23 protein-coding genes are annotated in these 23,366 nt (G+C 70.8%); 11 read left to right on the top strand and 12 right to left on the bottom strand.

The genetic code is table 11. The features are described 5' to 3' along the window. Positions 1 to 72: 72 nt before the first annotated feature. Entirely contained in the window at positions 73 to 630 is a 558-nt protein-coding gene (locus Q0Q47_RS28230; protein WP_293868027.1) for a type II toxin-antitoxin system VapC family toxin, read from the bottom strand. After that, positions 620 to 955, bottom strand: coding sequence for a hypothetical protein (locus Q0Q47_RS28225; protein WP_293868025.1), 336 nt, complete (start codon positions 953 to 955; stop codon positions 620 to 622). The genes Q0Q47_RS28230 and Q0Q47_RS28225 overlap by 11 nt, the downstream gene beginning before the upstream one ends. Before the next feature lie 223 nt (positions 956 to 1,178). On the opposite strand from Q0Q47_RS28225, the gene Q0Q47_RS28220 reads away from it, so the two are divergent. After that, complete coding sequence (locus Q0Q47_RS28220) at positions 1,179 to 2,741, top strand: D-aminopeptidase (protein WP_293868023.1); 1,563 nt, start codon at positions 1,179 to 1,181, stop codon at positions 2,739 to 2,741. A gap of 58 nt (positions 2,742 to 2,799) precedes the next feature. Here Q0Q47_RS28220 and Q0Q47_RS28215 read toward each other — a convergent pair whose 3' ends face one another. From Q0Q47_RS28215 to Q0Q47_RS28200, 4 genes are all read right to left on the bottom strand, one after another. Beyond that, the gene (locus Q0Q47_RS28215; protein ID WP_293868021.1) at positions 2,800 to 3,294 is read right to left on the bottom strand and encodes a DUF427 domain-containing protein; all 495 of its coding nucleotides are present in this window, start codon (positions 3,292 to 3,294) and stop codon (positions 2,800 to 2,802) included. A gap of 74 nt (positions 3,295 to 3,368) precedes the next feature. After that, positions 3,369 to 4,418, bottom strand: a complete 1,050-nt coding sequence (locus tag Q0Q47_RS28210) for a GSU2403 family nucleotidyltransferase fold protein (protein ID WP_293868019.1) — start codon at positions 4,416 to 4,418, stop codon at positions 3,369 to 3,371. Positions 4,419 to 4,533: 115 nt separating this feature from the next. Next, the gene (locus Q0Q47_RS28205) at positions 4,534 to 5,214 is read right to left on the bottom strand and encodes an aspartate/glutamate racemase family protein (RefSeq protein WP_293868017.1); all 681 of its coding nucleotides are present in this window, start codon (positions 5,212 to 5,214) and stop codon (positions 4,534 to 4,536) included. Positions 5,215 to 5,224: 10 nt separating this feature from the next. Continuing rightward, positions 5,225 to 5,857: a LysE family translocator gene (locus Q0Q47_RS28200; protein WP_293868015.1), complete on the bottom strand. Its 633-nt coding sequence runs from the start codon at positions 5,855 to 5,857 to the stop codon at positions 5,225 to 5,227. 89 nt (positions 5,858 to 5,946) lie between these two features. On the opposite strand from Q0Q47_RS28200, the gene Q0Q47_RS28195 reads away from it, so the two are divergent. Both Q0Q47_RS28195 and Q0Q47_RS28190 read left to right on the top strand, forming a co-directional pair. Beyond that, entirely contained in the window at positions 5,947 to 6,171 is a 225-nt protein-coding gene (locus Q0Q47_RS28195; RefSeq protein ID WP_293868013.1) for a SlyX family protein, read from the top strand. Positions 6,172 to 6,256: 85 nt separating this feature from the next. Continuing rightward, positions 6,257 to 6,502 (top strand): GlsB/YeaQ/YmgE family stress response membrane protein, encoded by a 246-nt coding sequence (locus Q0Q47_RS28190; protein WP_293868011.1) that lies wholly within the window; start codon positions 6,257 to 6,259, stop codon positions 6,500 to 6,502. Positions 6,503 to 6,659: 157 nt separating this feature from the next. Here the strand turns inward: Q0Q47_RS28190 and Q0Q47_RS28185 are convergent, their stop codons facing one another. The 5 genes from Q0Q47_RS28185 to Q0Q47_RS28165 all read right to left on the bottom strand — a co-directional run bounded on the left by Q0Q47_RS28185 (position 6,660) and on the right by Q0Q47_RS28165 (position 12,286). Beyond that, a complete protein-coding gene (locus Q0Q47_RS28185) occupies positions 6,660 to 8,927 on the bottom strand; it encodes a xanthine dehydrogenase family protein molybdopterin-binding subunit (RefSeq protein WP_293868009.1) in 2,268 nt (755 codons plus the stop codon). Next, on the bottom strand, positions 8,920 to 9,978 hold the full coding sequence (locus Q0Q47_RS28180; RefSeq protein ID WP_293868008.1) for a xanthine dehydrogenase family protein subunit M: 1,059 nt from the start codon (positions 9,976 to 9,978) through the stop codon (positions 8,920 to 8,922). Before Q0Q47_RS28180 ends, Q0Q47_RS28185 begins: the two co-directional genes overlap by 8 nt. Further along, positions 9,975 to 10,466 carry a (2Fe-2S)-binding protein gene (locus Q0Q47_RS28175; protein ID WP_293868006.1) on the bottom strand — a complete coding sequence of 164 codons (492 nt, stop codon included), beginning with the start codon at positions 10,464 to 10,466 and terminating at the stop codon, positions 9,975 to 9,977. The genes Q0Q47_RS28180 and Q0Q47_RS28175 overlap by 4 nt, the downstream gene beginning before the upstream one ends. A gap of 157 nt (positions 10,467 to 10,623) precedes the next feature. After that, positions 10,624 to 11,628, bottom strand: coding sequence for an inorganic phosphate transporter (locus Q0Q47_RS28170; protein ID WP_293868004.1), 1,005 nt, complete (start codon positions 11,626 to 11,628; stop codon positions 10,624 to 10,626). Positions 11,629 to 11,641: 13 nt separating this feature from the next. Then, positions 11,642 to 12,286, bottom strand: coding sequence for a DUF47 domain-containing protein (locus tag Q0Q47_RS28165; protein ID WP_293868002.1), 645 nt, complete (start codon positions 12,284 to 12,286; stop codon positions 11,642 to 11,644). Positions 12,287 to 12,500: 214 nt separating this feature from the next. On the opposite strand from Q0Q47_RS28165, the gene Q0Q47_RS28160 reads away from it, so the two are divergent. After that, on the top strand, positions 12,501 to 13,649 hold the full coding sequence (locus tag Q0Q47_RS28160) for a MalY/PatB family protein (protein WP_293868001.1): 1,149 nt from the start codon (positions 12,501 to 12,503) through the stop codon (positions 13,647 to 13,649). A 130-nt stretch (positions 13,650 to 13,779) separates the two neighbouring features. Here Q0Q47_RS28160 and Q0Q47_RS28155 read toward each other — a convergent pair whose 3' ends face one another. Then, on the bottom strand, positions 13,780 to 15,594 hold the full coding sequence (locus Q0Q47_RS28155) for an ABC transporter ATP-binding protein (protein ID WP_293867999.1): 1,815 nt from the start codon (positions 15,592 to 15,594) through the stop codon (positions 13,780 to 13,782). Between the two features lie 70 nt (positions 15,595 to 15,664). On the opposite strand from Q0Q47_RS28155, the gene Q0Q47_RS28150 reads away from it, so the two are divergent. From Q0Q47_RS28150 to Q0Q47_RS28120, 7 genes are all read left to right on the top strand, one after another. Then, on the top strand, positions 15,665 to 16,522 hold the full coding sequence (locus Q0Q47_RS28150) for a sulfurtransferase (RefSeq protein ID WP_293867997.1): 858 nt from the start codon (positions 15,665 to 15,667) through the stop codon (positions 16,520 to 16,522). A 330-nt stretch (positions 16,523 to 16,852) separates the two neighbouring features. Next, the gene (locus Q0Q47_RS28145) at positions 16,853 to 18,415 is read left to right on the top strand and encodes an ABC transporter substrate-binding protein (protein ID WP_293867995.1); all 1,563 of its coding nucleotides are present in this window, start codon (positions 16,853 to 16,855) and stop codon (positions 18,413 to 18,415) included. A 193-nt stretch (positions 18,416 to 18,608) separates the two neighbouring features. Next, positions 18,609 to 19,622: an ABC transporter permease gene (locus tag Q0Q47_RS28140; protein ID WP_293867993.1), complete on the top strand. Its 1,014-nt coding sequence runs from the start codon at positions 18,609 to 18,611 to the stop codon at positions 19,620 to 19,622. Further along, a complete protein-coding gene (locus Q0Q47_RS28135) occupies positions 19,619 to 20,458 on the top strand; it encodes an ABC transporter permease (protein WP_293867991.1) in 840 nt (279 codons plus the stop codon). The genes Q0Q47_RS28140 and Q0Q47_RS28135 overlap by 4 nt, the downstream gene beginning before the upstream one ends. A 6-nt stretch (positions 20,459 to 20,464) precedes the next feature. Beyond that, positions 20,465 to 21,850: an ABC transporter substrate-binding protein gene (locus Q0Q47_RS28130; RefSeq protein ID WP_293867989.1), complete on the top strand. Its 1,386-nt coding sequence runs from the start codon at positions 20,465 to 20,467 to the stop codon at positions 21,848 to 21,850. A 22-nt stretch (positions 21,851 to 21,872) separates the two neighbouring features. Continuing rightward, positions 21,873 to 22,256, top strand: a complete 384-nt coding sequence (locus tag Q0Q47_RS28125) for a VOC family protein (protein WP_293867987.1) — start codon at positions 21,873 to 21,875, stop codon at positions 22,254 to 22,256. Between the two features lie 10 nt (positions 22,257 to 22,266). Beyond that, a partial coding sequence (locus Q0Q47_RS28120; protein ID WP_293867985.1) for an ATP-binding protein occupies positions 22,267 to 23,366 on the top strand: 1,100 nt, incomplete at its 3' end.

Raw genomic sequence — 23,366 nt, 5'->3', positions numbered from 1 at the left:
GTCGGGCCCGCTTCGGCGGGCCCGTTTCGTTCGGGTAGCGGCGGAAGGACCCCTTACGTGGCCATCCGCAGTTCAGTAGTGAATGAAGCTCCCCTCCGGAGCCAACTGCTGGATGAAATCGAACTCGACGCGATTCTGCGTGAGCACGGGAACCCCGGCCTTGCTGGCGGTCAGGTAGATGAGCGCGTCGTTCAGAAGGTCCTTGCGCTGGAATGGTTGCAGGCCCTGCGTCCGGGCCAGGGTGCCGGCAATCAGCCCGGCCTCTGTCCAGATCCCATCGTCCGGGGTCAGCAGGCGCGATGCCGGGATGCTCGCGAAGAGTTCGGCATAGTGGTCGCGCGTGGCCGTCCACGTCTGGTGCCGAGGGTCAGCATTGCCGATGCCGAGAGCGATTTCGCTCAAGCAGACGCTGCAGTGAAACAGCAGGGCGTTCTCGACGAGCGCTCCCACCTGCGGGTCGAGGCGCCCGGCCGCAGCGTTGATGTAGACGTTGGTGTCGAGGACAAGCGCCACGCGCCTGCCACGCAGATCCATGGCGCTGACCTGGGCAGACGGACTGCGGGGAACGAGTGCGTCGCGCTGCCGCTCCGGCTTCCGCCGCCGCAGCGCTGCACGCAGATCAGGTTTCAAGCGTGTGCGCCTTCCCCAGGCGCCCCCGCGTCCGCTTGAGGAAGCGGCCCGCGGGATCCGGTTGGGCCAGCATGGCCAAAGCCAGCGTGCCGAGTTCGCTCATCGAGCTCAGCCCGGTCTCGCGCTTGGCGGCCTCGATCAGGGCCGGCGGCGCCCTGAAGCTCACATGCTCCGACTTCTCGCCGTCGAGGAGCCCGGCGACGCGAGCCTCCTCGAGGAGCGAAGCATGGGCCGCGGCCATCGGCATCCGCGCGGTTCGGGAAGACCCGCGCGTGGATCGCTCCACGCCGGGCCCGCGCTTGGCCGAGGACTTGCGAGGCGTCATGGCGGACTCCGCAGCGGGATGTGTGCACAGGCCGCGATTGTGTCACACACAGGCGGTCTGTTCCACCAACACTGGCCCCTGCCGGCCAGCAATTGTGCTGGACACAGAACGGTGCCGTCACGGCGTTTCGCTTGCAGTGGCGCCGCCGTGTCGGATTGGCCGGCTGTTCACGACGCGGCTGACGCGGCACAATCGGGTCGCGGTGGCTCTCGGAGACTGTCGGATGCGCGTTCCTGTGTCGCAATCCCTGGACGATGTCATCGAGGACCTGCCCCGCCGCTATCCGGGTCCAGGCGGGGCCGTCTGCGTCGTCAAGGATGGTGTGGCCGTCGTCCGCCACGCATGGGGCTTCGCGGATCTCGAACGACGGATCCCCTATACGCCCGCCACGCTGGCGCCGATCTGCTCCATCACCAAGCAGTTCACGTGCGCGACGCTTCTGTCCGTCGCACCGGACCCGTCGATTCTCGATGGCGTGATCGCCGCTTCCCTCCCTCGGCTCGAGGGCGAGAGGCCGAGCACTCTCGATCTGGCCAATAACCAGTCGGGGCTGCGCGACTACTGGGCGCTCACAGTGCTGGCTGGCGCGATGCCGGAGGGCGTCTTCACGCTCGCGGACGCCAACGCCCTGGTCAGGCTCACCAGCAGCCTGCATTTCAGGCCGGGAACGGCCTACTCGTATTCGAACGGCAATTTCCGGATGCTGGCGGCCGCCATCGCCGAACGTTCGGGCCGCGACTTCGGCGAGCTCCTCATCGACCGGATCGCCGGCCCCGCCGCCATGAACACCGCCGTGTTCCAGGCCGATACCGGTGCGGTTCCCGGCGGAGCCATGGGATATGAAGGAACGATGGCAACCGGATGGAGGCCGGGCGTCAATCGCATCCACTGGTGCGGTGATGCGGGCCTCCATGCCTCGCTCGACGACATGATCGCCTGGGAGCAGTTCATCGACCGCACGCGCGATGACCCCGACGGTGTCTACGGCAGGCTGTCCGCCCCGGTGACCTACAGGGACGGCTCACCGGCCTCCTATGGTCTGGGTCTCTCCCGCAAGACGGTCTGGGGCCGCGCGATGACACGCCACGGCGGTGCGATCCGCGGGTGGCGGTTGCAACGTCTGCACGTTGCTTCGGAACGATTGTCGGTTGCTGTCGCATTCAATCACGAAAGCGACAGCAAGGGCGCCGCGATGCGCGTTCTCGCGTCGGCACTGGGAGAAGCCGAGCCGACGACCACGCCGGTGCCCGGCAGTACAAGCTTTTTCGAAGGACATTGGCTCGACCAGGACACCGGCCTGCTGCTCGAGGTCGTGCGTGAGTCCTCGGGAGCGCTGCGGACCGTCTACGGCGGTGTGGCCGACAGCTTGGCCATCGGACACGACGGCGTCGCGCGCGGCTCGGACATGGCTCTGGCTCCCGACGGCACCATGCTCGCCATCACCCGGGCTGCCGACGCGATCCGATCGCGCGCCGCCCGCCTGTCCGGCCCCGCAGCCACGGACGTCGCCGGCACCTACCACTCGCCCGAACTCGAAGCGGACATGGAGGTCGTGGATGCCGGCGGAAGCTGGTTTGCCGGCTTCTCGGGACCGCTGGGAGACGGACCGCTCATGCCGCTCACGCCAGCAGCAGGTGATGTCTGGCGCCTGGCTTGCCATCGCTCGCTGGACGCGCCGGCGCCGGGCGAGTGGACGGTCCAGGTCCGACGCGATCCGGGAGGGGCGGTGCGTTCCCTCTCCGTCGGCTGCCTCCTGGCGAGAACGGTCGTGTTCGAGCGTCGCTGAGGGGCACGAGGAGACGGCCGGGATCCTGCCGTCAGCGCTGCTCCCCCCCAGCCCCCTCTCACCACCCCCAACTGCCCGGCGCGCCCTTGAACGGGCCGGCGACCTTGCTCGTGATCCAGCCGCCATAGAAGTCGCCTTCCTGCGGCACGACTGTCTCGCCGTCGACCGTGCAGCAGTCGAAGGGGCGGGCGTAGAAGGCGACGTGGTCGCGCAGCAGAGCGAAGGGTGGTGTCGGGTCCGGGTAGCTCCAGCCGACGCGGGCCAGAACGGTGTCGCCGACCACGACGTCCCAGTAGGCCGCCCTGCCCTTCCATTCGCAGACGGAGCTGCCGGTGGCTTGCCGCAGGACGCCGGGGCGGATGTCGGACGGCGGAATGTAGTAGCTCGGCGGGTGGCTCGTCTCGAGCGTGCGGATGGCCGATCGCGTGTCGGCGATGACGAGGCCCGCGTGCTCGATGACGATGTGGGCCGAGGTTGGCTCGGCGATGGCCGGGCGGGGATAGCGCCAGACGCTTTCCTGGCCGGGCGCGACGGGATCGGGCTGCGGTGTCATGGGGTGTCCTCCTTTGCACGACACGCCGGACGTGGCTCGGCGCAGCGGAAAGGCAAGAGTGGACGCGCGCTCGATCAGGTCGGCCCGGACGGGCCGACCAATCCCTCGAAGGCGGAGCGAACGCCGGGGTCGATCATCGCCAGGCCCTTCGCTACACGCTCGCGCCACTTCGGCCCACGGTCCTGCAATTCGTCCCACGCGTCACGCAACTCGTGGGGCTTCTGCTGGATCAGTGCGGCCATGAGCTCTTGCGCCTGCGCGAGATCCTTTCTCGATTTCGCGTAGGAGACGGCATCGGTGGCCTGTCGCCGCTGGCTGACGATCAGCTTGTGCAGGCAATAGCGTTCGGGGGCCGGCACATTGACCGCGATCCCCAGCCCATGGAGGATCACGGCCGGGATCTCCCGGTAGATCAGGAAGTCCAGATGCCGCAGGGGTCTCGCATCGGTCTTCAGGGCGGGAAGGTGAACGAGCGCATCCCCGTCAGGGCCGCGCTTGGGGGTCAGGATCTCGACCTGGTAGGTGCCCAGGCGATATCGCCAGGCCTTGGTCGGCTCGAAGGTCTCGGCAATCGCGTCGGCTGAAGGATCGACCTGCCTCAGGATGTCAAGGAAAGGCGTGGCCACGGCGTCCCCGACCGCGATCGAGATCGCATCGAACTGCGCGACGTCGAGGTCCTGGGTCATGAAGTTGCGGTCCTGCAGCTTCGCGCCGAGAAGCCCCGCATAAGCCTGGTAGGCGACCGTGCCGACGACGACCGCCCGCATCCTGAAGATGCCCGCAGCCTCTAGAGCTTCGAGAATGGCGCCGGTGCGCGCATCGGGCCCCTTGAGACCGGCCCGCTGCAGTCCCGTCACGAGTGTACGCCGTTCCCGGCGGCTCTCCTTTTGCTCGCCGTGCCTTCGGATCCGCTCCTCCAGTTCGGGGCTGTCGGGTCCGACGTACCGGTCGCGCCGGTTCCCCCCCTCCATCGGTGTCCTGAAATACCAGTAGCGGCGGCCCTTGATCGTTCGCGAGACGAAGTTTCCGGTAGAGGCAAAATCCGACTGCAGCCGACCCAAATGGGCAATGTCGACCAGTTGGGCATACATCGTCTGGAACTGCAGGGAGAGCATCGCGGACATGGCGGCCTCGTCGAGTTACCCCACAAACTATCATTTGTGGGGTAACTCGACAAGGGTTCGTTACCCCACAACGCACTTTTTGTGGGGTAACCCGCTTCCTCCGTCCGCTCACCCGTCAGGGCGTCGATCGCCCCGCCGCCATCTCCGCCAGCAACGCCACGTGCACGTCCAGCGCGTCGATGACCGGGTAGCCCGGCTCCGCCCCATCGAAGGCGAGGTTCAGGTCGGTGCCGGCGAGCACGATGGCCTGGGCTCCCTCCGCCATCATCCGGCGGCCCGCGTCGAGAAGGAGCGCGCGCTGGGCCGCGGTGCAGGTGCCGGCGACGGCGACCTCCTGGTAGGTCTGGCCGATCGTGTCGATCTCGCCATCGAGCGCCAGGGCACGGGTTTTCCGCAGCTGGCCGTAGAGCCGCGTGCGCATGATCACGCGGGTCCCGAGAAGACCGACGCTGCCGATGCCTTCGGCGGCGAAATGGTCGTCGAGGGGCGTCACGCCCGACACGAGCGGGACCGGCGACAGCGCGGCGAGTTCGTCGAAGCAGAAGTGCGCGCCCAGCGAGGTCAGCGCCACCGCGTCGCAACCCGCATCGGCGAGCCGGCGGACCAGGGGCAGGAACGCCTCCGCCTGCTCCTGGCGGCGGTCGGCGAGGTTGTTGCGGATGAGCTCCTGGATGTCGCCATGGGCGATGGTCAGGTCCAGCCGCCCTGCCCCGCGCCGGGCCACCGCCGCCGTGAGCCGCTGGTAGTAGACGACTGTCGCCGCGACCCCGATGCCGCCGATGAGACCTATATGCATCGCGTCCTCCTCACCGCCTGGCTTCCGTGGCGATGCGCACGGCGAGCGCCGCGAGCACCGTGCCCATGATCCAGCGCTGCACGAGCAGCCAGCCGGGCCGCCTTGCGAGGAACAGGGCCATCGTGCCGGCCGCCAGCACGATGCAGGCGTTCACCGACAGGCTGATCGCGATCTGGACGAGGCCCAGCGCAATCGACTGGGCGAGCACGTTGCCGGTCTCGGGCGTCACGAACTGCGGCAGCAGCGAGAGGTACATCACCGCGATCTTCGGGTTCAGCAGGTTGGTGACGAGCCCCATCGCGAAGAGCCTCCGGGGCGAGTCGGCCGGCAGCTCGCGCACGTGGAAGACCGAGCGCCCACCGGGGCGCACCGCCTGCCAAGCCAGCCAGAGGAGATAGACGGCGCCCGCGAGGCGCAACGCGTCGTAGGCGAAGGGCACGGCCATGACGAGCGCGGTGATGCCAAGCGCGGCACACAGCATGTAGACGAGGAAGCCCGCGGCCACGCCCGCCAGCGACACGAAGCCGGCCGCCCTGCCCTGGCACACCGAGCGTGAGACGAGGTAGAGCATGTTCGGCCCCGGCGTGAGCACCATGCCCAGCGCCACGACGGCGAAGGCGAGGAGATTGCTGGCGGTCGGCATGCTAAGTCCCGAGCGGCTGCTGGCTGGGGCGATCCTCTGCTTCCGCGGCGGCCGGCGCAACCGGCAACACCCACCGACCGGATCATTCGATGACAGACGACCTGCAAGCCCTCGCCGCCCGCCTGGAGACGCTCGAGGTCCGCTGCGCCTACCAGGACCAGGCGATCGAGGAGTTGAACGAGATGGTCGTCCAGCAGTGGACGAAGCTCGACCATGCGCTGCGCAAGGTGGCCGAGCTCGAGGAGCGGCTCAGGGAGATGCGCGAGTCGCAGGGGCACGACGTCCAGGACGAGCCGCCCCCGCCGCATTACTGATATTGCCATTCCAGAATTCAACTTGCCGAAACCGTTAACTCGGCTTCACCATGGCCGCTCCGGTTCTCCCGCGGAGGTTGTGGAAATGGGCGTCATCATCTGGCTCTTCATCGGAGCCGTCGGCGGTTGGCTTGCGGGCCTGATCATGAAGGGCGCGGGCTTCGGCCTGCTCGGCAACATCGTCGTGGGCATCGTCGGCGCGGCTCTGGCCGGCGCCATCCTGCCGCGCCTGGGCCTGTTCATCGGCGGCGGCGTCATCGGCGACATCATCAACGCCGCGATCGGCGCCTGCATCCTGCTGTTCATCATCGGGCTGGTGAAGCGCGCCTGAGGGCGGGCTTGCGACGGGGGCCCGCAGGTGGCTTCCAGTTTGCGGCAACCCCTCAGCCGTCTTGGCCGGGCCTGGCCCGGGCAGGACGGCCGAGAGGTCGTCGCGAACCTGAGAATGAGCCGAGGTGCGTCACGGGTGGAGGGTATAGCCGTCCCCCTCACACGATCAGCGCCTCGATCGGGATGGGAAACTGGCGCACGCGCACGCCGGTGGCGTGCCAGACCGCGTTGGCGACGGCGCCCGCGGAACCCGTGACGCCGATCTCGCCGACACCCTTGATGCCCAGCGCGTTGACGTGCGGGTCCTCCTCAGCGACCAGGATCGCCTCCAGCGACGGGACGTCGGCATTGACCGGCACGTGATACTCGCCGAGATCGGCGTTCAACACGCGCCCGGTGCGCGGATCGACGACGGCCTTCTCGTGGAGCGCGAAGGACACGCCCCAGATCATGCCGCCGAGATACTGGCTGCGCACGAGGTGCGGGTTGACGATCCGGCCCGCGGCGAAGGCCCCGACGAGGCGCGTGGCGCGGACCTGGCCGAGATCGGGATCCACCTTCACTTCGGCGAACACCGCGCCGTGGGCGTGCTTGGCATAGTCGCCCGCCGCCGGCCCGCCGTCGCTCGACGATCCCTTGCCTTCGACCTCGGCAAGCCCGGCACGGTCCAGGATCGCCGAAAACGTCTCGCCGCGCGTCTCATCGTCGCGGCGCAGGAGCCGCCCGCCGCGGGCCACGACGCCGGCATTGCCCGCGCCGAACAAAGGCGAGCGCTCGTCGCCCATGGCGAGTTCCGCCAGCCGGGCGATCACCGCCGCCCCGGCATGGTGGATCGCCATGCCGGCGGTGGCCGTGTGGGCAGAGCCGCCCGCGATGCCGGCGTCCGGCAGGTCGGAATGACCCGCGCGGAAGTCCACCGCGTCGATGTCGAGGCCGAGGCTGTCGGCGGCGATCTGGGCGAAGGCCGTCCAGGCCCCCTGCCCCATGTCGTGCGCCCCTGTCTCGACGATACCGCGGCCGTCGCGGCGAATGACGGCGCGGGCCTGCGCCTCGAACATCAGGGCCGGGAAGGTCGCCGTGCCGACGCCCCAGCCCACCAGCAGTCCCTGCTCGTCGCGCATCGTCCGCGGCGCGAGCGGCCGGCCCTCCCAGCCGAAGCGGCGGGCCCCCTCCTCGTAGCAGGCGCGCAGCGCCTTGGAGGAGAACGGCTTCCCGGACATCGGCTCGGTCTCGGCGTAGTTGAGGAGGCGGTAGGCCAGCGGATCCATGCCGCAGGCCGCCGCCATCTCGTCGATGGCGCTCTCCAGGGCGATGGAGCCGGGCGCCTCGCCGGGCGCGCGCATGAACAGCGGCGTGCCGGTGTCGAGCCGCACCGCGTCGTAGGACGTGCGGATGGCCGGGCTCGCATAGACCGTGTGCGACACGTCGGACGCAGCCTCGAAGAAGTCGTCGAAGCGGCTGCTCGCCGTGCGGGTGTGATGGTGCACGGCCGTGAGCCGGCCCTCGCCGTCCGCCCCAAGGCGCAGCGTCTGGCGCGTCGGCGCCCTGTGCCCGACGGGGCCGTACATCTGCGCCCGGCTGAGCACCAGCTTCACCGGCCGCCCCACCAGGCGCGCCGCCAGGATGCCCAGCACCTGCGGCCCGGAGAGCATGCCCTTGGAGCCGAACCCGCCGCCGAGGAACGGGCTGCGGATCGCGACCGCCTCCGGCTTCAGGCCGAACAGGCCGGCGATGCGGCCGCGGGCCATGGCCAGGCCCTGGCTGGGCGTGTCGATGGACAGGCCGTCTCCGGTCCACTCCGCGACGATGGCGTGCGGCTCCATCGCGTTGTGGTACTGCGCGGGCGTGTCGTAGGTCGCCATGACACGGTGGACGGCCCCGGCGATCCCCGCCTCCACGTCGCCGACCGCCAGGTCGGCCGGGCTGCCGACCCCCACGGCCCTGGGCACGAAGACCTCGCCGTCCGCAAGCGTCGCGGCCGGAGCCTCGGCCTCGTAGCGGGGCGCCAGCAGCGCCGCCCCTTCCGTCGCCGCCTCCAGCGTCTCGGCGATGACGACCGCGATGGGCTGGTTGGCGTAGCGCACCCGGTCGTTCTGCAGGAGATCCATGCGGAACATGAAGGGATGGTGCTTGGCGTCCGGATCCTGCGCCAGCGCGGGCCGGTTGGCCGGCGTCATCACCTCGATCACGCCGGGATGGGCCTTGGCGGCCGCCACGTCCAGCCCGGCGACGCGTCCGCGCGCCACCGTGCTCACGGCCATGGCGGCATAGGCGAGCCCCGGCGGACGGTGATCGGCAGCATAGCGTGCGGCGCCCGTGACCTTGAGCTCGCCGTCGCGGCGGGTCACGGGCTGGCCGATGTTGGAACCGTGGCGGGCATGGGCCGAGCCCTGGGCCGTTTCGCGGATGGGAAGCGTCTCAGCCATGGAGGGCCACTCCGGTCGTGGAGGCGAAGGGGGATGCCGGCAAGGCGGGCGCGAAGTCCGGCGTGCCGGCCGCGGCGAGCCGCAGGACGCGGGCCACGGCGCGGCGGCCGAGCTCGATCTTGAAGGCGTTCTCGCCCGAAGGCCGCGCCTCGGCGAGCGCCAGCTCGCCCGCGCGGTGGAATGCGGCATCGTCGGCCACCTCCCCCACGAGGGCGGCCTCGGCGGCCGCGGCGCGCCAGGGCCGTGCGGCGACGCCGCCCAGCGCGATGCGCGCCTCGGCGATCCGGCCGCGGTCGAGCCGCAGCATGGCCGCGGCGGAGACGACGGCGAAGGCGTAGGACGTGCGTTCCCGGACCTTGAGGTAGCGTGCATGCGGGGCGAAGGCCTTGCCGTGGCCCGGCAGGCGCACGGCGGCGACGATCTCGCCCGGCTCCAGCGCCGTCGTGACCTGCGGCTCGTCGCCGGGCAACCGATGGAATTCACCGAACGGCACCTCGCGCGCCCCGGCCGGGCCGACGATCTCGACGACTGCGTCGTGTGCCGCGAGAGGCACGCACAGGTCCGACGGATGGGTGGCGATGCAGGCCTCGCTCCAGCCCAGCACCGCGTGCAGCCGGTTCTCGCCGCCGCGCGCGTCGCAGCCCGTGCCTGGCCGGCGCCGGTTGCAGGCGCTGGCGGGGTCCGCGAAGTAGGCGCAGCGCGTCTCCTGCAGCAGGTTGCCACCCAGCGTCGCCATGTTGCGCAGCTGCCCGGAAGCCCCCGACAGCAGCGCCTCGGCGATTGCCGGGTAGGCCCTGGCGAAGGCAGGGTCGGCCGCCAGCGTGGCGTTGCGCACGAGCGCGCCCACGCGCACGTCGCCGTCCTCCAGCACCGTGACGGCGGAGAGATCGGGAAGACGAGTGATGTCGACGACCACGTCCGGGCGGCGCGCGCCCGTCTTCATGAGGTCGAGCAGGTTGGTGCCGCCCGCGAGATAGGCGGCGCCGGGGCGCGCCCCCGCGGCGAGCGCCTCGTCGAGGGTGGAGGGCCTCACATAGGCGAAGCGCTTCATGCCGCACCTCCCTTGCCCGACAGGATCTTGCTGGCGTCGCGCACCGCCTCGGTGATGCCGGCATAGGCGCCGCAGCGGCAAAGGTTGCCGCTCAGGCCCTCGCGGATGCGCTCGGGATCGTCCAGCGGGCCCGCCTCGGCCATGAGACCGATGGCGCTCATGATCTGGCCGGGGGTGCAGAAGCCGCACTGGAAGCCGTCATGGGCGATGAAGGCCGCCTGCACCGGGTGCAGCGACCCGTTCCGCGCGACACCCTCGATGGTCAGCACGTCGCTGCCGTCGACGGTGAGCGCGAGCGTGAGGCAGGCGTTCACCCGCCGGCCGTCGACGAGCACCGTGCAGGCGCCGCACTGGCCGCGGTCGCAGCCCTTCTTGGCGCCGGTGAGGCCCAGGCGCTCGCGCAGGAGATCCAGCAGGGTGACGCGCGGATCATCCAGCGCGACGGTTTTCTCCTCACCGTTGACGGTGAGCGTCAGGGAATGGGTCATGAGAGCTCCAGGCGGGTTCGCCGCTGGCCGGCGCAGCGCGTGATCGGAACATGGGGCAGTGGCGGACGTGTGACGAGCCCCCGCCGTCATGGCAGGTCTGCACCGTCACAGCTTGCAACGGCGGATGCGCGCCGAAGGTTGCCTGCGGGCGGCCCTCTCAGGACACCGCCCGGACGACGAGATAGGTGCCTGCGCCGATCAGGCCCGCCGCCGGCAGGGTCAGGACCCAGGCGAAGACGATGTTGCTCGCGACGTTCCACCGCACCGCCGAGGTGCGCCGCGCGGCGCCCACGCCGACGATGGCGCCGGTGATGGTGTGGGTGGTGGAGACGGGCACGCCGAGCCAGGTCGCCAGGAACAGCGTCATCGCCCCACCGGTCTCGGCGCAGAAGCCCTGCATGGGCGTGAGCCGCGTGATCTTGGACCCCATGGTGTGGACGATCCGCCACCCGCCGAACAGGGTGCCGAGCGCCATGGCCGCCTGGCAGGAGATCACCACCCAGAACGGCACGTGGAAGCCGCCCGGCATGTAGCCCTGCGAGTAGAGCAGAACGGCGATGATGCCCATGGTCTTCTGCGCGTCGTTGCCGCCGTGGCCCAGCGAATAGAGCGCGGCGGAAATGAACTGCAGGGTGCGGAAGGTCTTGTCGACGGCCAGCGGCGTCGAGCGCACGAAGATCCACGACACGGCCGCCACGAGCAGGAGCGCGAGCACGAAGCCGAAGAGCGGCGACAGGACGATCGCCGCGGCCGTCTTGCCGAAACCCGACCAGACCACCGCGCCGAAGCCGGCGCGCGCGATGCCGGCGCCCACGAGCCCGCCGATGAGCGCGTGCGAGCTGCTGGACGGAATGCCCAGCACCCAGGTGATCACGTTCCAGGCGATGGCGCCGGTCAGCGCCGCGAAGATGACGCCCGGCGTGACGATGTCGGGCGTGACGATGCCCTTGCCGACCGTCTCGGCCACGGTCAGGCCAAAGAACAGGAACGCGATGAAGTTGAAGAACGCCGCCCAGAACACCGCGTAGGACGGGCGAAGGACCCGGGTCGACACGATCGTGGCGATCGAGTTGGCCGCGTCGTGGAGGCCGTTGAGGAAATCGAAGGCGAGCGCGACCGCGATGAGGCCGACGAGGATCGGAAGGCTCAGGATCTCGGTCATGGCGCCCGGCCCCTCACAGGTGCTCGATGACGATGCCGTTGATCTCGTTGGCGACGTCCTCGAAACGGTCCACCACCTTCTCCAGGTGGTCGTAGATCTCCACGCCGACGATGAAGGCCATGGCGTTGCCGTCCTTGTGGCGGCGGTAGAGCTCGCGCAGGCCCTCGTCGTGCAGCTGGTCCGACCGCTCCTCCAGCTTCACGACCTCCTCGGTGTAGCTGTTGATGGCCGAGGCATGCCGGCCGATCTCGCGCAGGTACGGCAGCGCCACGGCGGTGCGCCGGGCGGCGTCGACCGCCAGCCCCGCGATCTCGCGCATCGGCGGATCGAAGGTGCGGGCCTCGAACAGCGTGATGGCCTTGGCCGTCTTGTTCATCTGGTCGATGGCGTCGTCCATCGACTGGATGAGGTCCTTGATGTCGCTGCGGTCGAATGGCGTGATGAAGGTGCGCCGCACGGCCACCAGCACGTCGTGGGCGATGGCGTCGGCCCGGGCCTCGTGGGTGACGATCTCCCTGCACCAGTGCGGAACCTGTTCGCCGCCCTGGAGCATGGCGTGCAGAGCGTCGGCACCCGCCACCAGCGTCTGCGCGTGCTTCTCGAAGAGGTCGAAGAAGGCGTCCTCGCGGGGCAGGAGCTTCTGGAACCAGCGCATCATGACCGGGATCTCCACGCGGCAGTCGGCCGGATCGCCGCACTCGGCCCGGCACCGCCCTTCCATGTCCCATAACGCCGCCGATGACCATTGTGACGTTCGTACGACGGCGACTTTTCCCCATGGCACTCATGGACAATTCGTCGGAATCCGTTCGCCGCCGTGCCACCCCGGCCGGGAGCGTGTAGAAGGACCGCCTGCCAACACCGGAGTGCCCATGGCCACCTTCGCCTTCGACACGGTCATCGACCGCCTTGGAACCGGCAGCTCGAAGTGGTCGCGCCATCCCTCGGACGTGCTGCCGATGTGGGTGGCGGACATGGACTTCGCCGCGCCGCCGGCCGTCGTCGCCGCCCTGCAGGACCGGCTCGCCCATCAGGTGCTCGGCTATGCGGTGGCGCAGGACGGGCTGCGCGAGACCATCGTCGCGGCGATGGCGCAGCGCTACGGCTGGACGATCGCGCCCGAGGACCTCGTCTTCCTGCCGGGCGTGGAGCCCGGCTTCAACATGGCCCTGCGGGCGCAGCTGCAGCCGGGCGACGGCGTGACCGTGCAGACGCCCATGTACCGGCCGATCCTGTCGGCTCCGGGCCACTGGGGGCTCGTGCGCCACGACGTGCCCCTGGTGCCCGGCGAGCGCCGGCACGGGCTCGACGTCGACGCGCTGTCGGCGGCGCTCGACCGCTCGAAGGCCTTCCTGTTCTGCCACCCGCACAATCCGACGGGGCGGACCTTCGACCGCGCCGATCTGGAGGCCATCGCCGAGGCGTGCCTCGTCCGGGACGTGGCCATCATCTCGGACGAGATCCATTGCGACCTGCTGTTCGACGGGCGGCGCCACGTTCCCCTGGCGTCGCTGTCGCCCGAGGTCGCCCGCCGCACGATCACGCTCATGGCGGCGAGCAAGACCTACAACATCGCGGGGTTGAAGACGGCCTTCGCGATCATCCCGGACCCTGACCTGCGCGCGCGGTTCGCGGCGTGCCGGCTCGGCATGGTCGACAGCGTCAACGCGCTGGGCCTGGTGGCGACGCAGGCGGCCTTCCGCGACTGCGAGCCCTGGCGGCAGGCGCTCCTGGCCTATCTCGGCGCCAACCGCGACCACCTGATGCGCGAGCTCGCCCGCCGCTTCCCCACGATCCGCTGCATCGCGCCCGAGGCGACCTTCCTGGCCTGGCTCGACTGCGCCGCGCTGGGGCTGCCCGACCCGCAGGCCTTCTTCCTCGAGAAGGGCCGCGTCGGCTTCAGCGCGGGGCACGAGTTCGGCACGCCCTACGGCCAGCACGTCCGCCTCAACTTCGGCTGCCCGCGGGCGCTGCTCGACGAGGGGCTGGACCGGATGGAGCGGGCGCTGGCGGGGCGGTGATCGCTTCCCTCACTCCCTCCACCGTCATGGCCGGGCTTGTCCCGGCCACCCACGACTTCGGTCCGGCAGCGCAAGTCGTGGTGCCCGGGCCAAGCCCGGGCATGACGGCTGAGAGAGTGCGGCAAAAAAACTAGCCGGCGAGCCTCTCCGCCTCCTGCACGAAGTGCCCGGGCCCCGCCTCCACGTAGCGCCGGACGGGCGGAACGAAGCCAACCGGGCGCACCGGGCTCGCGATCTCGCGGGGCGGCGGGGCGCCGGCGCCGTGGCGGCGGGCGGGGTCCATGGCGGGCACGGCGGCCAGGAGCCGCTTCGTGTAGGGGTGGCGGGGGTTGCCGAACACGGCGGCCCGGGGGCCGATCTCGACGATCTCGCCGGAATACATCACCGCCACCCGGTGGCTGACGCGCTCCACCACGGCCATGTCGTGGGAGATGAAGAGGAGCGCGAGGCCGAGTTCGGCCTGGAGCTCGAGGAGCAGGTTCACGACCTGGGCCTTCACCGACACGTCCAGCGCCGACACGGCCTCGTCGGCCACCACGAGGCGCGGCTGCAGGGCGAGTGCACGGGCGATGGCGATGCGCTGCCGCTGGCCGCCGGAGAACTCGTGCGGGAACCGGGCCGCCATGGCGGGGTCGAGGCCGACCCGGCGCAGCAGCTCGGCCACGCGGTCGCGGGCCTCGCCGCGGTCGGCCTTGCCGAGCGCCAGCAGCGGCTCGACCAGCGCCTCGCCGATGCGCAGGCGCGGGTTGAGGCTGGCGAAGGGGTCCTGGAAGATCATCTGGGCCAGGCTGCGCTGCCGGCGCAGCGCCTCGCCCTCCAGCGCCAGCACGTCCTGGCCGTCGACTCGGATCGCCCCGGACTTCGGCTCGACGAGGCGCAGGATGCAGCGCCCGGTCGTCGACTTGCCGCAGCCGGATTCGCCGACGAGCGCCAGCGTCTCGCCGGCCGACACCGTGAAGGAGACGTTCTCGACGGCGTGCACGCGCTCGCGCACGCGGCCCAGGACGCCCTTGCGCAGGTCGAAGCGGGCCACGAGGTTCTCCACCTCGAGCACAGGCGCCGCGTCCGCCGCGACCGCCGGCATGTCGCGGGCCGGTGACTGGCCGCCCGTCTCCGCATCGACGATCGGGAAGGTCGCGGGCCCCGGATGGCCGGCCATGGTGCCGAGGCGCGGCACGGCGGCCAGGAGCGCGCGGGTGTAGGGCTGGGCGGGATGATCGAACAGGGCCGCCGTCGGCTCGCTCTCGATCATCTTCGAGCGGCGCATCACGAGGGTGCGGTCGGCCATCTCGGCCACCACGCCCATGTCGTGGGTGATGAACACCACCGCCATGCGGTCCTCGCGCTGGAGGTCGCGCAGCAGCGCCAGGATCTCGGCCTGCACGGTCACGTCGAGCGCCGTCGTCGGCTCGTCCGCGATCAGCAGGCGCGGCCGGCAGGCGAGCGCCATCGCGATCATGACGCGCTGGATCATGCCGCCGGACAGCTGGTGCGGATATTCGTCGAAGCGGTTCGAGGCGCTGGGAATCCGCACCCGGTCGAGCAGGGCCACGGTCCTCGCGCGAGCGGCCGCCTTGTCGAGCCCCTCGTGCCGGCGCAACGCCTCGGCGATCTGCCGGCCCACGGTCAGCACCGGGTTCAGCGAGGTCATGGGCTCCTGGAAGATCATGGCCATGTCGCGCCCGCGCACGCGCTCCATCTCGGTCTCGGGCAGCGCGAGGAGGTCGCGGCCTTCCAGGAGAACGGAGCCGGTCACGCGGGCGGTGCGCTCCGGCAGGAGGCGCATGGTCGCAAGCGCCGTCACGCTCTTGCCGGAGCCCGACTCGCCGACGATGGCCAGCGTCTCGCCGGCATCGACCCGGAACGCCACGCCGTCGACCACGGTCGACCACGCCCCGGCCCGGCGGAAGCTGACGGTGAGATCGTCGACGGCGAGAATGGTCACGCAAGGCTCTCCGGTTGTACCACCTGCGGCGGCGGGCGATCATGCCCGCGTTGCAAGCCGGGGACCAGCCATGACGGACACTCACCGCCAGCGCGTGCTGCCGACGCCTCTGGAGGCGGACGCGTTGATGAAAAGCGGGAGGCCCGTCCGCGTCATCGCGGTGCAGTCGATCAACCACTACACGGGCCGCCCGTCGGTGCGCGACCGGCGAGTGCCCGGCGCGGTCGATGCGGAGGCCTACACCGACTTCCAGTCGCCTCCCTCTCCCGAGGCCGGCCAGCGCCCCCTGCCGCGCATCGAAACGCTGCAGGCGGCCGCGCGGCGCTGGGGGCTGACCCACGATCACACCGTCATCGTCTACGACGACGATCGCAGCCTGACCGCCGCGCGCGCCTGGTGGGTGCTGCGCTGGGCGGGCCTGAAGGACGTGCGCGTCCTCGACGGCGGGCTGTGGGCCTGGGAGAAGGCCGGCCTGCCGACGGCGTCCGAACCCGGCCGGCCCGCGCCCAGCGATATCGTGCTGACCCCTGGCAACGTTCCCGAATTCGGCCCGGACGAGGCCGCGCGCTTTGCCGAGGCCGGGGTGCTGCTCGACGCTCGCATCCGCACCAACTACATCGGCGGCCCCGTGCCGGCCGGCCAGCCCCCGCGCGGCCATATCCCCGGCGCCCTCAGCGCGCCCGCGCCCGACAACGTCACCGACTACGGCACCTTCATCGATGCCTTCGCGCTGGGGGAGCTCTACGGCTCGCTGGGCGCCGACGGCAGCAGGCCGGTCGGCGTCTATTGCGGCGCCGGCATGTCCGCCGCCCACACGGTGCTGGCGCTGGCCTCGATCGGGGTGGAGGCCGCCATGTATCCGGGCTCGTGGTCGGCCTGGGTGCACGATCCCGGCCGGCCTGTGGTCGTGGGAGCGAAGCCGCGGTGAGAGGGCCTCGCAAGAGGGACGTTGATCGGTTCATGAGCCCCCTTCGTGCGTCCTGCCCGGGCTTCGGCCCGGGCATCCACGACTTTGCCGGGGCCGCCCTCAAGTCGTGGATGGCCGGGCCGGAGCCCGGCCAAGACGGCGGAGAGAGGGAGGATCATCTCTGGCCAGAGAATAATCGTCTCCCAGGCGTCCTGCCCAGAGAACAGGCGTTTCGAAGAGGCAACCTGCCGTCCGATCGGCCTTTACTTCGCCTTCGCCGTGGCTAAGGTTCGCCTGATATATTAGACCGCTTTCCACAGCCCGCCCCTGCCGAAGCCCGAGAGGTTTTCCATGCGCCTGACGACCCACATCCTGGCGGCCTTCGTGGCCGTGCCGCTGCTCTCCGGCGCGGCTCTCGCGCAGGACGCCGACCGGGCCAAGACACTGGTCGTCGCGGTGCCTTCCGACCCGGTCAACCTCGAGCCCGGGACGAACCGCGCCGAGCCGATCGGCAGCGAGGTGATCCTCAACGTGTTCGACACGCTGGTGGCCTGGACGCCGCCGGAGTTCGGCAAGCTCGAAGGCCGCCTCGCCACCGCCTGGACGGTGTCGCCCGACGGCAAGGTGTTCGACTTCACGTTGCGCGAGGGCGTGAAGTTCCACGACGGCACGCCCTTCGACGCCGAGGCCGTGAAGTTCTCGCTCGAGCGCACGAAGACGACCAATCCCTACGTCCAGGCGACCTTCAATCTCATCAAGGAGATCGCCGTCACCTCGCCGACCGGCGTGCGCATCACGCTTTCGGATCCCTATCCCGCCTTCCTGTCGATCCTGGCGCAGCCGCAGTCGGCCATCGTCAGCCCGACCGCGGCGAAGGCGTCGGGCGACAAGTTCGCGACCAACCCGGTCGGGACCGGGCCGTTCGTCTTCAAGAGCTACAAGGCCGACACCGAGGTCGTGCTGGAGGCCAACCCGTCCTATTTCCGGGGGGCGCCGAAGCTCTCCCGCCTCGTCTTCCGGGTGATCCCGGCGGCCTCCACCCGTCGCCTCGAGATCGAGAGCGGCGGCGTGGACGTGGTGCAGCAGGGCGGCCAGCTCGCGGCCATCGCGGCCGAGGACGTCGCGGCGCTCGCGAAGAACCCGAACGTCGCCATCCTGACGAGCCCGAGCCAGATCATCCGGCAGCTCGAGTTCAACAACAACAAGACCGAGGGTCCCTTCACGGACGTCCGCGTGCGGCGCGCCATCGCCCATGCCATCGACTATGACGGCCTGCTGTCGGGCATCTTCGGCGGCACGGCCGAGCGCGTCTACGGGCCGCTGACGAGCAACAACTGGGCCTTCAACCCGAAGGTCAAGGATCTCGCCCCGAACTACGATCCGAAGAAGGCCAAGGCGCTGCTCGCCGAGGCCGGCGTCGACCCCGCCAAGCTCGACCTGAAGCTCTACAGCTTCCAGGGCGCGCTGTGGGGCGCGGTGGCCACCTTCGTGCAGGCCAACCTCGCCGACATCGGCGTGAAGGCCACGATCCAGCAGACCGAGTTCCCGGCGCTGCGCGCGCTGCAGACCTCGGGCCAGTTCGACGTCGCGCTCGATGGCCGCCAGCCCTGGTACAACGACCCCGACGCGCACATCACGATCGGCTACCTCTCCGACCTCGCCGCGACGGCGATGACCTTCCGCATGCCGAAGGACGCGATGCTCGACGGCCTGATCACCAAGGCCCAGCAGACGGCCGACACCGAGGCGCGCAAGCAGCTCTATTTCCAGATCCAGGAAGAGATCGTGAAGCGCGTGCCGGGCGCCTACCTGTTCAGCCCCAAGCTGATCGTGTTCGCCCGCTCCAACGTGAAGGGCCTCGTCGTCAACAGCGCCCCGCCGCTGAACGAGTACTGGAGCGTGTCGAAGCAGTGAGGCTTCGCCGCCCCCTCAGTCGCCCGTATCGAAGGCTGGTCGCTCCCCCTCAGCGCGTCATGCCCGGGCCTGGCCCGGGCATCCACGACTTCGGGACGGCCCAGACAAAGTCGTGGATGGCCGGGCCAGGCCCGGCCATGACGGCTGAGAGGGCAAGGCTGAAGGACTGGGCGTTTCGGCAGGTCCCCTCCCCATGACCGCCTTCCTCATCCGCCGGCTGCTGGCCATGGTGCCGGTGCTGGCGCTGGTGCTCGTGATCGTGTTTTCGCTGGTGCGTCTCATCCCGGGCGATCCGGCGGTGACGCTGCTCGGGCCCGGCGCGACGCAGCAGCAGATTTCCGCGCTGCGGCTGCAGCTCGACCTCGACAAGTCGCTGCCCCTGCAGTTCGTGTCCTATCTCGGCGGGCTCGCGCAGGGCGATCTCGGCCAGTCGCTGAAGAGCGGCCTGCCGGTGGCGAGGGAGCTCCTCTCGCGCCTGCCCGCCACGCTCGAACTCGCGTTCGTGGCGCTGATCGGCGCCATCCTGGTGGGCATTCCGCTCGGCGTGGTCTCGGCGACGCGGCCGAACTCGGCGCTCGACCACGCGCTGCGGGTGGGCTCGCTGGTCGGGGTCTCCGTGCCGGCCTTCCTGCTGGCGCTGATCCTGCAGCTCGTCTTCTCCGTCTGGCTCGGCTGGCTGCCGGTGTCGGGCCGCGCCAGCCCGTTCGCGACGGGCGCCGGCGCGACCGGATTCGCGCTCCTGGACAGCCTCCTGGCCGGCAACCCGAGGGCCTTCCTCGACGGCCTCGCCCACGTGATCCTGCCCGCCACCGTGCTCGCCGCCTTCCTCGCCGCGACGCTGGGGCGGTTCGTGCGCAACGCTCTGATGGAGACGCTCGGCGAGGACTTCATCCGCACGGCACGTGCCAAGGGGCTGACGCGGGCCGAGGTCGTCTATGGCCACGGGCTGCGCAACGCGCTGCTGCCGGCGATCACCGTCGTCGGGCTGAAGTTCGCCGAGATGCTCGGTGGCGCGGTGCTCACCGAGACGATCTTCGCCTGGCCGGGCATCGGCCGCTACATGTTCGAGGCGATCCGCAACCGCGACTACCCCGTCATCCAGGGCACGACGCTGCTCTTCGCCCTTATCTTCGTGGCGAGCTCGATCGTCGTCGACATCCTGCACGCGCTGCTCGACCCGCGCATCCGCCGCAAGGTGGCCTCGTGAAGGACGCGGTCGCCTTCCTGCGGGCCAACCCGCTCGCCCTCGCCGGCCTCGTGCTGCTTCTGGCGCTCGCCATCGGCTCGGCGCTCGTGCCGTGGCTCTCGCCCTACACGCCGACGCGCCTCGACATCCTGCACAAGCTCGCCCCGCCCGGGCCGACGCATTGGCTCGGCACCGACGCGTTCGGCCGCGACGTGGCGACCCGGGTGCTCTATGGCGGGCAGGTGACGCTGGCGATCGGGCTCGGCGTCGTGGCGCTCGCCTTCCTCGTCGGCGTGCCGCTCGGCACGCTGGCGGGCTATGCGGGCGGCTGGGTGGACGCGGTCATCATGCGCGTCGTCGACGCCATGTTGTCCTTCCCCGGACTGGTGCTCGCCACGGCGCTGGCGGCGGCCTTCGGGCCAAGCCTGCAGAACGCCATGCTGGCGGTGGCCATCACGCTCGCCCCGCAATTCGCCCGCGTGGCGCGCGGGCAGGCCGTCGCCATCGCCTCGCGCCCCTATGTCGAGGCCGCCGTGACGCTCGGGCTGACGCGCGGTCGCATCCTTACCCGCTACGTGCTGGCCAACGGCGTCGGTCCGCTCCTCGTCCAGTCGACGCTGTCGCTCGGCAGTGCCATCCTGCAGACGGCGAGCCTGGGCTTCCTCGGCCTCGGCGCGCAGCCGCCCGCACCCGAATGGGGGGCCGACGTGTCCTTGAACCTCGACTATGTCCGCAGCGCGCCGTGGGTGGCGCTGGCACCGGGCGGAGCGATCCTGCTGGCGGTGCTGGCCATCAACCTCGTCGGCGACGGTCTCGCCGACTGGCTCGATCCGCGCCGCCGGGCCGAACGGGACTGAGCCCTCATGACCACGCTCACCATCGCGCTGGAAAAGGTCGCTTTCCTGCCGCCGACGCGCGTCACCGACGACACCAGCGTTCTGACGCTCAAGAACCTCGTGCTGGAGCCGCTCCTGCGGTGGGACCGCGGCTTCGCCCGCCCCGCGCTGCTCGCCTCCTGGAGCGCGACGGACGGCGGCCGGGTCTGGACCTTCAAGGTGCGCGAAGGCGCCCGCTTCCACGACGGGCGGCCCTTCGTGGCAGGCGACGCCGTGGCCTTCGTCGACGCGATCCGCGAATCCGTGGACACCTTCGGCATGAAGTGGTCATACGCGCGCTACCTGCGCGACGCGGTCGTCAGCGCGCCGGACGACTCGACGCTCGTGGTGACGAACCCGGAGCCCTTCGCCGACATCCTCGACATCTTCTGCGAGTTCTACCCGTGTCGCCTCACCGAGGCCGACGAGCCGCTGCTCGGCACCGGGCCCTATCGGGTGACGGCCTACGCGCCCAACGCGCGGGCCGAGCTCGCGCGCCTGTCCGGCGCAGGGCCCGAACGGATCGTGGCGCTGTGCGAGCCGAAGGCCGAGGCCCGGCTCGCCATGCTGAGGGGCGGCGGCGCCGATGCGGCGCTCAACCTCGAGCGGGTCGAGGGGCCGCTGGCCTTCAGCCCCGACATCGCCTGGAGCCGCAGCGCGAACACGTTGTCGGTGATGTTCTACCTGAACTGCAGCCAGGGCGTTTTTCGCTCGGCGGAGGCGAGGCTTGCGGCCAATCTCGCGGTCGACAAGGACCGGCTGATCCGCGACGTCTTCGACGGCCTCGCGATCCCCGCCGCGACCATCGTGAGCCCCTTCCATCTCGGCATGGGCCGGGCCCGGGTCGCGCCGATCCCGCACGATCCGGACCGGGCCCGGGCGCTCCTCGACCGGGCCGGCGGGCCGGGCACCCTGACGCTGCGCACGCCCACCCACATGCCGGAGCGCTCGCCCGCCATCAGCGCCTTCGTGGCGGAAAGCCTCGCGAACGTCGGCTTCACGGTGCAGACCGATCTCGTGCTCGACCGGCCTGACTACGCCCGCCAGATCGGGGCCAAGCGGATCGGCGACCTGGCGATCTTCGACTCATCGCCGCAAAGCACGTTCCGCGTGCTCGACGACAAGATCACGAGCCGGCACAAGGCCGTCTGGTGGCAGGGCTACGACGACGCGCGGGCCGAGGCCCTCATCGCAACGGCCAACGCGGCCGTGCCGGACGCCGACCGCGAGCGGGCCTATGCCCGGTGCCTGGAGCGCCTCAACGAGGACCCGCCATGGCTCTACCTGCTGCATCCCGTCGAGGTGCTGGGCATGCGCCCGGGCCTCGGCGGCCTCTCCATCGACTGCAAGGGCACGCTCGTCATCGGCGGCTGACCCAACGACCCTCGAGGATCCCATGACCCGCGACTACGGCATCACCTTCTTCTATTACCCCGACATCGCCGCGGTGGCGCCCTTCTACGAGGAGACGCTGGGCTTCGAGCTGGTGCTCGACCAGGGCCTCGCCAAGATCTACCGCCTGGCCCCGAACTGCTATTTCGGCATCGTCGACGGCAACAAGGGCCACCTTCGACACCAGGAGAAGAACGCGGCGCTCCTGACCATCGTGGCCGAGGACGTCGAGGGATGGCACGCGCGGCTCTCCAGGATCGGCGTGCCCAAGCTGACGGAGCTGCGCAAGGGCACCTATTGCGACCACTTCTTCTTCGAGGATCCGGCCGGCTACGCCCTGGAAATCCAGCGCTTTCACGATCCGGCCGTGGCGGCGCTGTTTCGCTGAGGCGCCGCCGATGTCCGCCGAGGAGGCCTGCCGGAGGATCGTCGCCCGGCTGTCCGGCGAACCGCTGCTGACCGCCGCCGACGGGCGCGCCCTCGTCCGCCTGGCCGACGGCCCGATCCCGCGCATCGTGGCCTGGACGCACGAGGACAAGGCGGCCAAGGGCCTGCGCAAGCTCGCCGCCGACGCCGTGCCGCAGCCCCCCGTGCATTTCACCGTGGCGGAGATGGTCCAGGAAACGCCGGCCCTGCTGCTGACCGGCGAGGCCGGCAGCGGGCGAACCACGCTGGCCCGCCACCTGGCCCAGACGCTGGCGCAGGCCAGGCTTGCCGGCGCGTGGCCGGACGCCGGGCCGATCGCCCGCAACGACCTCGGCGACGCCCTGCCGGAGGCATGGCCCGGCCCCTGGCCCCTCCCCGTCCTGCTGAGCGCGGAACCGGGCGCCACGCTGGCGCAGGTGATGGCGCGCGACGGCACCGGTGCGCCCGGGGACGAGCCGGTTCTGCTCGTTCTCGACGACGTCGAGCGTGCCGGGGAGAGAGCCACGGCGCTGCTCGCGGAGGCTTCGGCCTGGGCGGCCGGCCGTGCGGGTTCGCGCGTGCTGGCGCTCGCCGATGCGGCCGAGGCGGCCGGATGGCGCCTGCCCGAGGGCTGGACGCGGCTCGGCATGCTGCCGCTGCTCGCGGCGCAGCGGCGTCGCTTCGTGGCGGCCCACGGCCTTGCGGTGCCAGGCGAGGCCCCCTTCGCGCCGGCGGCGTCCAATGCGTCACTCTTCGCGCTCTCCCTGGACGGACCGGGGCACGGCGCGAGCGAGGAGGCGATCGTCGCCGACTGGCTCGCCACGCGGGGCGAGGCGGCGAAGGCGTTTCCGGCCCTCGCCGCCGAGACGCTCGCGGACCGGGACGCTGACGGCCTGCCGCCCGCCCTGCGTCCGCGCCGCGTCCGGCAATTGCTCGCCGCCGCGGGCCTGGCGGGCGAGGCTCCGGCCGCGGTGGCGGCGATCTTCGCGGGCGCGCCACAGCTCTGGGCTCCGGTCGTCGCGAGCCTCCTCGGGCGTGCCGGGCCGGTGCGGCGCGATGCCGTCGCGGCCGCCCTGGTCGGCCTGCCCGGGGA

Source organism: uncultured Alsobacter sp. (assembly GCF_945952055.1).
Taxonomy (GTDB): domain Bacteria; phylum Pseudomonadota; class Alphaproteobacteria; order Rhizobiales; family Beijerinckiaceae; genus Alsobacter.
Note: the sequence above shows the minus strand (reverse complement) of the source record. Positions and strands in the feature narration are given on the sequence as shown.

Coding starts and splice junctions, on each gene's coding strand:
- Q0Q47_RS28225 (WP_293868025.1), bottom strand. CDS start 955: ATGACGCCTCGCAAGTCCTCGGCCAAGCGCGGGCCCGGCGTGGAGCGA.
- Q0Q47_RS28220 (WP_293868023.1), top strand. CDS start 1,179: ATGCGCGTTCCTGTGTCGCAATCCCTGGACGATGTCATCGAGGACCTG.
- Q0Q47_RS28215 (WP_293868021.1), bottom strand. CDS start 3,294: ATGACACCGCAGCCCGATCCCGTCGCGCCCGGCCAGGAAAGCGTCTGG.
- Q0Q47_RS28210 (WP_293868019.1), bottom strand. CDS start 4,418: ATGTCCGCGATGCTCTCCCTGCAGTTCCAGACGATGTATGCCCAACTG.
- Q0Q47_RS28205 (WP_293868017.1), bottom strand. CDS start 5,214: ATGCATATAGGTCTCATCGGCGGCATCGGGGTCGCGGCGACAGTCGTC.
- Q0Q47_RS28200 (WP_293868015.1), bottom strand. CDS start 5,857: ATGCCGACCGCCAGCAATCTCCTCGCCTTCGCCGTCGTGGCGCTGGGC.
- Q0Q47_RS28195 (WP_293868013.1), top strand. CDS start 5,947: ATGACAGACGACCTGCAAGCCCTCGCCGCCCGCCTGGAGACGCTCGAG.
- Q0Q47_RS28190 (WP_293868011.1), top strand. CDS start 6,257: ATGGGCGTCATCATCTGGCTCTTCATCGGAGCCGTCGGCGGTTGGCTT.
- Q0Q47_RS28185 (WP_293868009.1), bottom strand. CDS start 8,927: ATGGCTGAGACGCTTCCCATCCGCGAAACGGCCCAGGGCTCGGCCCAT.
- Q0Q47_RS28180 (WP_293868008.1), bottom strand. CDS start 9,978: ATGAAGCGCTTCGCCTATGTGAGGCCCTCCACCCTCGACGAGGCGCTC.
- Q0Q47_RS28175 (WP_293868006.1), bottom strand. CDS start 10,466: ATGACCCATTCCCTGACGCTCACCGTCAACGGTGAGGAGAAAACCGTC.
- Q0Q47_RS28170 (WP_293868004.1), bottom strand. CDS start 11,628: ATGACCGAGATCCTGAGCCTTCCGATCCTCGTCGGCCTCATCGCGGTC.
- Q0Q47_RS28165 (WP_293868002.1), bottom strand. CDS start 12,286: ATGATGCGCTGGTTCCAGAAGCTCCTGCCCCGCGAGGACGCCTTCTTC.
- Q0Q47_RS28160 (WP_293868001.1), top strand. CDS start 12,501: ATGGCCACCTTCGCCTTCGACACGGTCATCGACCGCCTTGGAACCGGC.
- Q0Q47_RS28150 (WP_293867997.1), top strand. CDS start 15,665: ATGACGGACACTCACCGCCAGCGCGTGCTGCCGACGCCTCTGGAGGCG.
- Q0Q47_RS28145 (WP_293867995.1), top strand. CDS start 16,853: ATGCGCCTGACGACCCACATCCTGGCGGCCTTCGTGGCCGTGCCGCTG.
- Q0Q47_RS28140 (WP_293867993.1), top strand. CDS start 18,609: ATGACCGCCTTCCTCATCCGCCGGCTGCTGGCCATGGTGCCGGTGCTG.
- Q0Q47_RS28130 (WP_293867989.1), top strand. CDS start 20,465: ATGACCACGCTCACCATCGCGCTGGAAAAGGTCGCTTTCCTGCCGCCG.
- Q0Q47_RS28125 (WP_293867987.1), top strand. CDS start 21,873: ATGACCCGCGACTACGGCATCACCTTCTTCTATTACCCCGACATCGCC.